Genomic DNA, 11,524 nt, shown 5'->3' with positions numbered 1-11,524 from the left:
GGGGCGCGGGCCGCCGCTAGCATGAGCGCGACGAGGGGGACGGGGAACGGGAACGGGGAGGGACCGGGCGGCGGGCGCCCGATCCCTCCCCGAGGCGGAGGCTAGGCCTCCTGGTCCTCGCGGCGACGGCTGCGGGCGATCAGGAGCGAGCCGAGGCCGAGGGCGACAGCACCTCCCGAGAGCAGCAGCCAGGAGCCGGTCTCCACTCCGGTGGAGGGGAGGCCGCCGGGGCCGGGCGGCGCGGTGATCGGCGCGGCCGTGGCGGTCGGTCCGGCCGTCGGCACGACGGTGGGCTCCGGGGTCGACGTGGGCTCCGGGGTCGACGTGGGCTCGGGGGTCGACGTGGGCTCCGGGCTCACGGTCGGCTCGGGCGTCGCGGTGGGCTCGGGCGTCGCCGTCGGCTCAGGCGTCGCCGTCGGCTCGGGAGTCGCGGTCGGCTCCGGTGAGCCGGTCGGCTCCGGCGTCGGCGTGGGCTCCTGGGTCCCCGGCAGCTCGACGGCGGCGCCCTCCGGCGCCACGGCGAGCAGCGCCCGGGCGACGTCGCTGAACGCTCCGACCGGGTGGTTGCGGAACACCGGCGAGGTGCCGAAGAGGAAGCCCTCGGTGCCCGACTCCGTCGAGAACGAGACGGCCGAGGCCTGCCCGGCCGCGTCGCTCCGGGACTGACCCTCGGAGTCGACCCAGTGCCCGGCGACGAACGTGCCGTCCTCCGAGTAGCTCTGCTCGACCGCGACCGACTCGTCGAAACCGGCGAACCACAGTGCCGGCGAGACGAACGCGGTGTCCTGCGGGTAGTCGCCCAGGACTCCGCCAGCGGGCGTCTCGACCGAGACGATGCCGTTGGAGCCGCTGGTGCCGGTCTGCGCGGTCAGCTCGGCCAGGCCGAAGTCGGACACGAAGGCCGCTCCAGCGCCGCCGCGGCCGACGACGTCGCCGCCCGCCGCGAGGAACTCCTCGACCACGGTGCGGCCTGCGGCCTGCTCCGGGGTGAAGGAGAGGGCGCGTCCCACGTAGAGCACGTCGGCGCCCTCGAGGGTCGCGGTGCCCGCGGTGAGCGCGGCCGCGTCGACGGCGACCGCGTCGGCGAAGCCGAGCTTGGCCAGCGCGTCGCGGTCCTCGTTCGTGCCGGAGTAGGCGACGCGGAGGGCGTCGAGCGCCTTCCCGTCCTCGGCGCGCACGCGGTCGGCGGTGGTCGCCGTGAAGTCGACGCCGAAGGCGGCGGCGGCTCCCTCGGCGGCCGCGAGCCCGGCGGCGTCTGCACGGAGGGCGATCGTGCCGTCCTCGAACTGCTCGAGGGCGACGCCGTCGGCCAGCAGCGCGTTGACGGCCTGGTACTCCAGGACGCCGCGCGGCTCGAAGGCGAGGTAGTCGGCGCCTGCCGGGACGGAGCCGACCGGAGCCACGGCGGTCACCGGCTCCAGGCCGACGGCCGGGAGGGCGTCGGTGGTGGAGCCGATCGCCTGCACGTCGGCGCCCCAGAGGAGCGAGAGGCTCCAGGCCGAGACGTCGTACATCTCGGGCACGCGGCTCGAGATGTCGCTGCCGTCGGCGAGGAGGACGTTGGCGAGGCCGCGGACCGACTGGTGCATGTCGACCAGGTAGGTGCCCGCGGGGTAGGAGACTCCTTCGACGCTCGTGGCGGCCGTGGTCCGCGACACCTCGACGCCGTGGGCGAGCAGCTGCGCGACGAGGGTCTCGGCGTCCGAGACGGAGCGCTGCGTGCCGTCGACGGGGATGACGTAGGCGCGCGGGTACTCGGTCGTGTAGACGTCGGTCTCGTCCCAGATCTCGGTCCACTCGGTCGGCACGCCCGCGGGCAGGTCGGCCGCGGAGACGTCGGCGGGGATCTCGACGGCGGGGGCGCCGGTGACGCCGCGCTCGACGATGGCGACCTGGTTGCTCAGGAGCGCGTCGCGGTTGGCCTCGATGTAGTCGACGGAGGCGTCCATGACGATCCCGGCGACCTCGACGTCGATGTCCGCGTTGGCCCGGCCCTGGGCGATCTCCTCCGGAGTGCTGTTGGCCGTGCGGCCGAGCGGAAGCTCCACCGTGTTGGTGATCGCGCCCTGGAAGGCGACGTACTGCGGGGCGAAGATGGGGGGCCAGTCGTCCCAGCCCGCGCGGATGTCGCGGTAGGGGATGAGGATCTTCCCGGTGTTGTCCGTCGTGGCGCTGCCGTCCTCGGCGAGGTAGGTGTTGCCGGGCACGTCGGCCTCGACGACGCGGCGCTCGATCTCGAGCGCGGTCGCGTATGCGTGCGGGAGGAAGAGGTCGTACTCGTAGTTCTCGCCGTGCGGCGGGCCGCAGGGCTCGACCTGGAGGATCCCGGTGTAGCCGTGGATGTCGATGAAGTACGTGGGCTGGAGCACGCTCGAGAGGTCGCGGATCACGGCCGCCTCGCTGGTGGCTCCGGTGATCATGTCGCGGTTCGGGTCGTAGCCCGCGGCGACGGCGCGCTGGCCGAGGGCGCGGCCGTCGGGGTTGTTGGTGACGGTGAAGTAGAGGCGGTTGCCCTCGAGCAGCGCCTCGGTCTCCGCGTCCTCGGCGGTGGCGACGCCCTCGATGTACTCGAGGATCGCGTCGCTGCCCTCCCACTCGTTGCCGTGGATGTTGCCGTTGAACCAGACCGGCACCTTGTAGCCGTCCATCAGCTCGGCGTCGGCGGCCGCGGCGGCGGGCTCGTACTTGAGCCGGTCGCGCCACTCGGCCTGCTGCGCCGTCTCGGCCTCGGTCTCGGGGGCGGTGACGGTGACCAGGTAGATGTCGCGGCCGAGGCCGGACTTCCCGACCACCTGGGTCGAGACCCGGTCGGAGCGGGCGGCGAGCGCGTTCAGCTGCGGCGCGATGGCGTCGTAGGGGGTGACTCCGCGCAGGAGCGAGGCGTCGGTCGGGTCGACGGGCACCTCGGTCAGCGGGGTCTGCTGCGGGTAGCTGGTCGGCACCGCGATCGGAGCGGACGGCGGACGCACGATGTCCACGCGGGTGTAGTCGGCGGGTGCTGCGGTCGTGGCGGTCGCCGGCGGGGCGACCAGGAGACCGCCGGCGGCGAGCGCGAGCGCGGCGCATCCGGAGGCGAGGGCGGTTCGAGATCTCAAGCGGAGTTCTTCCCTTGTCGAGGCGTGACGGAACGGATCGGGCCCCCGTCGGCGTCTGGATCTCCGAATCGGATGTGAACCCTCTCAGGAAGATAGAGGCTCCATGTTTCCGTCACGTGTCGGCCGGGTCACCTCCGCGAGATGCCTCTTCGGTACGCCTCGCCCGGCGACTCGAGTGCCGAGTGGCATCCGGCGAGAGGAGGAAGGAGGGCCCGGTCAGAGGAAGAGGGAGAGGACGAGCGTGGCGCCGAGCGCGAGGACGGAGGCGAGGGAGACGCCGACGGTCACGGACTTGAGGGCGCCGCGGACCGACTGGCCGAGGAAGCTCTGCAGCAGCCAGAAGGTGTTCGAGGTGACGTGGATGCAGAACAGCGCGCCGGAGCCCGCGGCGAGTGCGATCAGCAGCGGGTCGAGGCCGAGTGTCGCGGCGACCGGCGCGACGACTCCGGCCGCCGTGATCGCCGAGAGGGTGACCGAGCCGACCGCGATGTGCAGCACGGCCGCCATCACCCAGACGAGCAGCAGCGGCGCGGTCGCCGAGGTCGAGAAGTAGCCCTTCAGGATCTCGCCGAGGTCGCCCTGCGCGATCACCGCGGCGAGCGCCCCGCCGACGCCGGTGAGCAGGAAGATCTGCCCGCCGTCCTGGAAGCCCTTGGCGACCGCCTTCTCCATCCGCGCGGTTCCCACGGTGGACCGGCCGACCACTCCGGTGCCGATCACGGCGAGGAGGAGCGCGATGACGGGGTTCCCGAGGAACTGCAGCACCGGCAGCTCGATCCCGGAGACGGTGAGCACCGCCTGCGCGGCGATGAGCAGGAGGGCGAGGAGCATGGGCGCGAAGAGGAGCAGGAGCGGGCGCTCGCGGGCGGGGTGGGCGTCCTGCGCCTCGGCGGGACCCGCCGCGTCCTCGACGGACGAGCCGGACGAGCCGCCCGATGCCGCTCCGACTACGCTCGAGGACGCCCCGCCGCTCCCCCGCGCTCCGAACGACGGCAGCCGTCCGCCGTCCGCGGCGGGCGACGCCCCCACCGTCGCGAGCCCGGTCGTGTCGTCGCGCACGACCAGCTGCTCGTCGCGCGCCGGGTCCCAGAAGCCGAGGCGGAACGCGAGCGACATCAGCAGGATCGTGACCACGACCGTCGGCGCCACCACCGCGAACCCGCCGAGCATCATCACGCCCAGCGGCACTCCGAGCAGCCCCGCGAGCGCGACCGCGGCGAAGCCGGGCACCATCATCACGATGCCCGTCTCGAGCCCGACGGCGAAGGTGACGGCGACGATGCCGGTGCCCGCGCGCCCCAGCCGCGGCGCGATCCGGCGCGCGAGCGGGGCCGCGATCACGATCAGCGCGTCGACGAAGATCGTCTGCAGGTACGTGGCGAAGGACAGGCCCAGCGCGTAGGGGATCCCGCGGCGGCCGAAGACGCGCAGCAGGCCCTCGACGAGCCGGACGACGGCGCCCATCTCGTTGAGCATCGCGCCGATGAGCACGCCCCAGCCGATCAGGAGGCCCGCCTCCATCATCACCTCGCCGAAGCCGGTGGTCATCGTGGAGACGGTGTCGACGGGGCCGAGCCCGGTGAGCAGGCCGATCGCGGCGGCTCCGACGGCCAGCGCGAGCACCGGGTTGAACCGGAATCGCACGATCGCGACGACCACCACGACGATCACGAGGGCGACGACGCCCAGGGTGTACCACTCGGGCATGACGTCCTCCTCCGCCCGCGACTGCGCGTGCCGTCACACCCTAGGGGACCGCCGCGCACCCCCTCGCCCCCGCCGGGCACGGGGCCCTAGCGTGGACGCATGGCACTGACGCTCCCCGAGCCCCGACTCCCCTCCCTCCTCGACTCCCCCGTCCTGCGCTGGGGGGTGATCGCGCCCGGCTCGATCGCCGGCTCGTTCGTCGAGGCGCTGCAGAAGCACACCCGGCAGCGCGTGGTCTCGGTGGGCTCCCGCTCGCTGGAGCGCGCGGAGCGGTTCGCGAGCCGGTTCGGGATCGAGCGGGCCTCGGCCGGCTACGAGGCCGTGGTCGAGGATCCGGAGGTCGACGTGGTCTACATCGCCTCCCCCCACTCGGAGCACGCCCGCCAGGCACTGCTCGCCATCGCCGCGGGCAAGCACATCCTGGTCGAGAAGCCGTTCGCGCCGACCCCGGGCGAGGCCGAGATGATCGTGCACGCCGCGCGCGACGCCGGAGTCTTCGCGATGGAGGCGATGTGGATGCGCTACCTGCCGCACATGGACGTCGTGCGGCAGCTGCTCGCCGACGGGGCGGTCGGCGCGCCCGCCGTCGTCTCGGCCGACTTCGGCGCCGCCTTCGACTTCGACCCCTCCAGCCGCATCTTCGACCCGGCGCTCGCGGGCGGCGGCCTGCTGGACGTCGGCGTCTACGCCTCCTCCTTCGTCTCGATGGTGGCGGGCACCCCGCAGAGCACCGTCGTCGCCGGCAGCATGACCTCGACGGGCGTCGACGCGACCGCGACGATCGTCGGCAGCCACGCGCACGGGGTGCAGTCGGTGGCCACCTCGACCGTGCTGGCCGACACCCGGCACGCGGCGAGCGTCGCGGGGCGGGCGGGGCGGATCGACGTGCACCCGTCGTTCTGGACGCCGGGCGGCGTGACGCTGACCCGCGGCTCCGAGAGCGGGTCGTGGATCGACGAGACGCCGCTCCAGGGCGGCGAGGGCCTCGCCTGGGAGGCGCTGCACGTCGCGCAGTACGTGACGGAGGGGCGCACCGAGTCGCCGCTGCACCCGCTCGACGAGGTGGTCGCCGTGGTGCGGACCCTCGACGACGCGCGCCGCCGGCTGGGCGTCTCGGTGTAGGGCGGGCGGCGGGAGACCGCCGTCCCGGCCCTCAGCCCGCCGGCAGCTCGACGCGGAAGCTCGTGCGCCCCGGCTCGGACGCGACGAGGACGCGCCCGCCGTGGGCGTCGACGACCGCCGCCACGATCGCCAGGCCCAGCCCCGTCGATCCGGTCGTGCGCGCTCGGGAGGAGTCGCCGCGGGCGAAGCGCTCGAACAGCACCGGCACCAGCTCCGGCGCGATGCCCGGGCCGGAATCGGTGACCGTCACGACTGCGATCGGCCGCCCCTCCGACACCTCCTCGGCGAGGGCCGCCACGACCCGGGTGCCGGGGGGCGTGTGCACGGTCGCGTTCCGCAGCAGATTGGCGACCACCTGGTGCAGCCGGAAGCCGTCGCCGCGGATCTCGATCGGCTCCTCGGGGAGCTCGAGATCCCACTCGTGGTCGGGGCCCGCGGCGTGCGCGTCCGACAGCGCCTCGATCACGAGCAGCGTCAGGTCGACGGGCTCCTTCTCGAGGTCGCGGCCCTCGTCGAGGCGGGCGAGCAGGAGGAGGTCCTCGACCAGCGAGGTCATCCGGGTGGCGGCGGACTCGATCCGATCGAGGGAGTAGGCCGCCGACTCCGGCAGCTCGGTCCCGCCGCGCCGGGGCAGCTCCGCGTAGCCGCGGATCGCCGCGAGGGGAGTGCGCAGCTCGTGCGAGGCGTCGGCGACGAACTGCCGCACCTTGTCCTCGCTCGCCTGCCGCGACTCCAGAGCACCGGTGACGTGGTCGAGCATGCGGTTGAAGGCGGCGCCGACGCGGCCGACCTCGGTGCGGGTGTCGGCGTCCTCCTCCGGGACCCGCTCGACCAGCTCGACGGCGCCGCGGTCCAGCGGCAGCTCGGCCACGCGGGTCGCCGTCGCCTCCACCCGCTCCAGGGGCCGCAGGGCCACGCGGATGATCGCGGTGGCGACGAGGGCGACCAGCAGCATCGCCAGCAGCACCACCACGACGACCACCCAGGTGAGGGAGGCGAGCGTCTCGGCGACCTCGCCCAGGGGGACGCCGACGACGACGACGGAGCCCTCGACCGCCGCCGCGCGCACGCGGTAGGTCCCGAGGCTCCCGGGCAGCTCGATGGTCGCCTCCTCGCCCCCTGCGGCGACGGCCGCCGCGAGCACCGAGTCGGCCGGGTCCGAGAACTGCCGGCAGACCCCGTCGGCGTCGACGTAGGCGCCGATGAAGGAGCCGTCCGAGCCCTGGACGGCGGTGATGGTGCTGAGGTTCTGGCTCGGGCCGCCGCCGAAGGATCCGCTCGGGCAGGTCGTGGCCTGCTCGATCGCGCTCGACCCGCCGAAGCGGCTCGGCCCGTCGAAGTCCTGGAGGCGCGTGACCGACTGGCTGAGCGACGCGTCCGTGCTGCCGTAGAGGATCGAGCGGGCGGAGAGCACGCTGACCGCTCCCACGACGCCCGCCGTCACCGCGACGAGCGCGACCACGGCGACGACCATCCGCCGCCGCAGAGTCCACGGCGCGCGCCGGCCGCTGCGGGAGCTGCGGAGGGCGGAGCGGGTCGCGAAGTCGCCGAGCGACGGGCGGCCGGTGCGGCTCACTGGTCGGCGGGCTTCAGGAGGTAGCCGGCGCCGCGCACGGTGTGGATCATCGGCGAGCGGCCGGCGTCGATCTTCTTGCGCAGGTACGAGATGTAGATCTCGACCACGCTCGACTTGCCGCCGAAGTCGTACGACCAGACCCGGTCGAGGATCTGGGCCTTGCTGAGCACGCGGCGCGGATTGCGCATCAGGAAGCGCAGCAGCTCGAACTCGGTGGCGGTCAGCTCGATCTCGTCGCCGCCCCGGCGGACCTCGTGGCTGTCCTCGTTCAGCACCAGGTCCCCCACGACGACCTCGGGGTCGTCCGCGTCGTTGGCGAGCAGGGTGCTGCGGCGGATGAGTCCGCGCATCCGGGCGACCAGCTCCTCGAGGGAGAAGGGCTTGGTGACGTAGTCGTCGCCGCCGGCGGTGAGCCCGGCGATCCGGTCGTCGAGCGCGTCCTTCGCGGTGAGGAAGAGGACCGGGGTCTCGCTGCCGTCCGCGCGGACCCGCTGCAGGACCTGGAGGCCGTCGATGTCGGGGAGCATCACGTCGAGCACGATCACGTCGGGCCGGAACTCGCGGGTGATCGTGATCGCGGCGCGGCCCTCGGCCGCGGTGCGCACCTCCCAGCCCTCGTAGCGCAGAGCCATCTGGAGCAGGTCGGTGAGGGTGCTCTCGTCGTCGACGACGAGGACGCGGATCGGCGTCCCGTCGGCCCGCTTCAGGCGGGTGCGCTGCGCGGGGGCGAGGTGCTTCGAGGGGGCCGGGGTGCTCATGACTCCAGTATCGGGAGTTCCCTATGGATCGGCTATGACCGGCCGATGCCGTCGCTGTGCGCTCCCGATGCGTCCTCCGCGGGATCGGCGTCGAGCTCCTCCGGAGCGATCGCCGCGGTGCGCGCGTAGCCGCGGACCCGCCGGTCGATGAAGGTCGCCGCCCAGAGCAGGACGCCGATCACGAGCAGCACCCCCGCGATCCCGTACTGGGCCGTGTCGCGTCCCGAGGTGATCGGCAGCACCAGGTAGACGCAGGCGATCGTGCCCAGCACCGGCAGCACGGTGGGGGTCCGGAAGTGACGGTGCTCGACCGGCTGCCGCCGCAGCACCAGCACGGAGACGTTGACGACGGCGAAGACCGCCAGCAGGAGGAGCGACGTGGTCCCGCCCAGCAGCACCGCGATGGGGTCGGAGGGGTCGCGCGACACGTAGGCGGTGAGGAGCAGGGCGATCACCGTCGTGAAGAGGATCGCGGCCCACGGCGTGCGCCGTCCGCGCAGCACGTTCTGCAGGAACGGCGGCAGCACGCCCTGGCGGCTCATCCCGTAGAGCAGGCGGCTGGCCATCATCATGTTGATCAGCGCGCTGTTGGCCACGGCGAAGAGCGAGATGAAGGGCAGGAGCGTCGAGATCGGGAAGTCGGGCGCCGCGGCCTCGACGACCGTGACGAGCGGAGTGTCGTTGCCGGCCAGCTCCCCCACGGGGACGATCGCGACGGCGAGCGTGGACACGAGCACGTAGACCACGGCGGTGATGCCGAGACCCGTGAGCATCACGCGCGGGAAGATGCGGCTGGGCTCCTTCGTCTCCTCCGCCATGTTCACCGAGTCCTCGAAGCCGACCATCGCGAAGAACGCCAGCGAGGTCGCGGTGCTCACCGCGAGCAGCAGCGACTTGTCCTCCGGCGCCTCGAACGCGACCACCCGCGAGAAGTCGGCCTGCCCGCCGAACACCGCGAAGAAGCAGACGAAGATCACCAGCAGCAGGCCCGAGAGCTCGATCAGGGTGAGCACCACGTTCAGCCCGACGCTCTCGGCGACGCCCCGCAGGTTCACGAGGGCGATGCAGACCATGAACACCAGCGCGATGCTCAGCCGCGTCCCCGCGCCGTCCCCCAGGCCGAAGCCGATCGCGAAGTTGCTCGCGAAGGCGCCCGAGGCGGCGGAGGCCGAGGTGATCCCGCTCGCCATCACGGTGAAGCAGACGAGGAACGTGACGAAGTGGATCCCGAACGCCTTGTGCGCGTAGAGCGCGGCGCCCGCCGCCTGCGGGTACTTCGTCACCAGCTCCAGGTAGGAGCAGGCGGTGAGCGTGGCGACGACGAACGCGATCACGAAGGGGAGCCACGCGGCCCCGCCCACCTCGGCCGCGACCTGCCCGGTGAGGGCGTAGATCCCGGTGCCGAGGATGTCGCCGACCACGAACAGCAGCAGCAGCTTGGGGCCGAGCACCCGCTTGAGCTCGGGCGGGGCGGACGTCTCTCTCGTGGCGGTCATCGTCGGCCCCTCCCGTTGCGGATGAGCGCGAGCCTACGACCGCGGGCACCGCCCCGGGAAGAGCGGGCGCCCCCGGAGGAGGAGCCGACGACACCCACGACTCCGCCGTCGCGCCGTGCGCAGCGCAGCCTCCACCCCGCCGGCGGGAGGCTGCGCGAGGCCGGCTGACCGGATGCTGCCACGGCCGGAGCCTGCCCGGACGTCCCGTGGGCCCCCGACCCTCCGCCCCGCGCGGAGCCGGGGGTCCGCCGCATGTCCGGATGCTGCCGTGCCCGGATGCTGATCTGGTTCCGCCGACGGGCCTCCGCGAGGCTCGGAGGACCACGACGAGAGGACGCACCATGACCGCCACTGCACCCGCCGCCACCCCGCACCTCGGCCCCGTCGCCACCGGAGGCGCCCTCGCCTGGGCCGCGCTGGCCGCGCTGCTCCTGCTCGGGGAGCCGCACCCCGCGGCGGTCCTCCTGCTCGTGCTCGCCGCCGCCGCCGCGACCTCGCTGAGCGTCGTCGCCGTCGCCCGCCGGCAGCCCCCCGCCCGCCGTACCGGCGTCGTGATCGGTCTCCTCGCCCCCCTCCTCGCGAACGCCGGTCTCACTCCGCTCGCCGCGCTGGTCGGCCCGGCCGTGTTCGGAGCGGTGGCGCTGGTCCTCGCCGGTGAGCTCGCCGTCGTCGCGGTTCTCGCGCGGCGGCGCTGAGTGCGCGCCTCCTACACTCGGGAGGGTCGGGAGAACGGGGGGCCGCCGGTGCTGAGCGAGAACGCGATCGCGCTGTACCTGCACGCGTCCGTGCGCGGAGACTGGTCGCTCGAGAGCGCGTCGGACGAGCTCGGCGTCACCGTCGACGGCCTCCGCGAGGCGCGCGACGAGCTGATCGGGCTCCGGCTGCTCGCTCCGCTGCACGCGGGGGCGGAGTCGCTCGCCACGGCCGCGCCGGACATCGCCCTGGCCGAGCTGATCGCCGACGACGAGCGGCGCCTCCTCGAGCTGCAGACCGGGATCACCCGCCGCCGCAGCGAGCTGATGGCCCTCGTCCCCGCCTACCGGAGCGCCCGCAGCGCCCTCGCCGCCGCGGAGCAGGTGGAGGTGATCGAGGACCCGGCGACCGTCCTCCGGCTGCTCCTCGACCTGCAGCGCGGAGCCTCGGAGGAGGTGCTGATCGCCGCTCCCGGCACCAGCAGCGTGGAGCGGCACGAGGCGAGCGACGCCGTCGACCGCGAGCTGCTCGGGCGCGGCATCGCGAGGCGGACGCTGTACCACGACCGCCGCCGCGACAACGCGGCCCTCCGGCGCTCGGTCGCGGAGCTGGAGCCGCTGGGCGCGCGGTTCCGGACCCTCCCGGTGCTGCCCTTCCGGCTGGTGGTCTTCGACCGCTCCCTCGCGATCGTCGCCCGCTCCCGCGACGAGGACGACCGCGCCGCCCTGGTCGTCCGCTCCCCCGAGCTCGCGGCGACCCTGGCGCGCGTGTTCGATGCGGCGTGGGAGTTCGCAGCGCCCCTGCACGCGGCAGGTGCCGAGGAGGAGCCCTCCCTCTCCGCGGTGCAGCGGTCGATCCTGCAGGGCCTCGCCGCCGGGCTCACCGACGAGGCGCTCGCGGCACGGCTGGACCTCAGCGTGCGCACCTGCCGTCGGCACATCGCCGGTCTCTTCGAGCTGCTCGGCGCCGAGAGCCGCTTCCAGGCGGGCGTGCTCGCGGCCCGGCGGGGCTGGCTGCCGGTCCGACCGCGCTGACGCCGGCCGTCGGCGAGCTCAGCGCCGCGGAGCCGCGGTGTCG

Annotated in this window: 8 protein-coding genes; 3 read left to right on the top strand and 5 right to left on the bottom strand. The window is 73.8% G+C overall.

Annotated elements, in window-relative coordinates; genetic code table 11:
- Window positions 1-101 precede the first annotated feature (101 nt).
- Window positions 102-3,095: a M14 family zinc carboxypeptidase gene (locus C5C53_RS02940; RefSeq protein WP_104266764.1), complete on the bottom strand. Its 2,994-nt coding sequence runs from the start codon at window positions 3,093-3,095 to the stop codon at window positions 102-104.
- Window positions 3,096-3,311: 216 nt separating this feature from the next.
- Window positions 3,312-4,802, bottom strand: coding sequence for a GntP family permease (locus C5C53_RS02935; protein ID WP_104266763.1), 1,491 nt, complete (start codon window positions 4,800-4,802; stop codon window positions 3,312-3,314).
- A 99-nt stretch (window positions 4,803-4,901) separates the two neighbouring features.
- Here C5C53_RS02935 and C5C53_RS02930 point away from each other — a divergent pair, with 99 nt between their 5' ends.
- Window positions 4,902-5,924: a Gfo/Idh/MocA family protein gene (locus tag C5C53_RS02930; RefSeq protein ID WP_104223651.1), complete on the top strand. Its 1,023-nt coding sequence runs from the start codon at window positions 4,902-4,904 to the stop codon at window positions 5,922-5,924.
- 31 nt (window positions 5,925-5,955) lie between these two features.
- Here C5C53_RS02930 and C5C53_RS02925 read toward each other — a convergent pair whose 3' ends face one another.
- The 3 genes from C5C53_RS02925 to C5C53_RS02915 are packed head-to-tail and all read right to left on the bottom strand — an operon-like array spanning window position 5,956 to window position 9,754.
- Window positions 5,956-7,500 (bottom strand): cell wall metabolism sensor histidine kinase WalK, encoded by a 1,545-nt coding sequence (locus C5C53_RS02925; protein WP_258065458.1) that lies wholly within the window; start codon window positions 7,498-7,500, stop codon window positions 5,956-5,958.
- Window positions 7,497-8,258 carry a response regulator transcription factor gene (locus C5C53_RS02920; protein WP_104223650.1) on the bottom strand — a complete coding sequence of 254 codons (762 nt, stop codon included), beginning with the start codon at window positions 8,256-8,258 and terminating at the stop codon, window positions 7,497-7,499. The genes C5C53_RS02925 and C5C53_RS02920 overlap by 4 nt, the downstream gene beginning before the upstream one ends.
- A gap of 32 nt (window positions 8,259-8,290) precedes the next feature.
- Window positions 8,291-9,754, bottom strand: a complete 1,464-nt coding sequence (locus tag C5C53_RS02915) for an APC family permease (protein ID WP_104247764.1) — start codon at window positions 9,752-9,754, stop codon at window positions 8,291-8,293.
- Between the two features lie 341 nt (window positions 9,755-10,095).
- Between C5C53_RS02915 and C5C53_RS02910 the strand changes: the two genes are divergently transcribed.
- Both C5C53_RS02910 and C5C53_RS17365 read left to right on the top strand, forming a co-directional pair.
- On the top strand, window positions 10,096-10,449 hold the full coding sequence (locus C5C53_RS02910) for a hypothetical protein (protein WP_104266762.1): 354 nt from the start codon (window positions 10,096-10,098) through the stop codon (window positions 10,447-10,449).
- Window positions 10,450-10,497: 48 nt separating this feature from the next.
- Window positions 10,498-11,481: a LuxR C-terminal-related transcriptional regulator gene (locus C5C53_RS17365; RefSeq protein WP_104266761.1), complete on the top strand. Its 984-nt coding sequence runs from the start codon at window positions 10,498-10,500 to the stop codon at window positions 11,479-11,481.
- Window positions 11,482-11,524 lie beyond the last annotated feature (43 nt).

This window comes from Rathayibacter sp. AY1E3 (genome assembly GCF_002932235.1).
Lineage (GTDB): Bacteria > Actinomycetota > Actinomycetes > Actinomycetales > Microbacteriaceae > Rathayibacter.
The sequence above is the reverse complement of the archived record's forward strand: the minus strand, read 5'-3'. Positions and strand labels throughout refer to the sequence as shown.

Coding starts and splice junctions, on each gene's coding strand:
- C5C53_RS02935 (WP_104266763.1), bottom strand. CDS start 4,802: ATGCCCGAGTGGTACACCCTGGGCGTCGTCGCCCTCGTGATCGTCGTG.
- C5C53_RS02930 (WP_104223651.1), top strand. CDS start 4,902: ATGGCACTGACGCTCCCCGAGCCCCGACTCCCCTCCCTCCTCGACTCC.
- C5C53_RS02920 (WP_104223650.1), bottom strand. CDS start 8,258: ATGAGCACCCCGGCCCCCTCGAAGCACCTCGCCCCCGCGCAGCGCACC.
- C5C53_RS02915 (WP_104247764.1), bottom strand. CDS start 9,754: ATGACCGCCACGAGAGAGACGTCCGCCCCGCCCGAGCTCAAGCGGGTG.
- C5C53_RS02910 (WP_104266762.1), top strand. CDS start 10,096: ATGACCGCCACTGCACCCGCCGCCACCCCGCACCTCGGCCCCGTCGCC.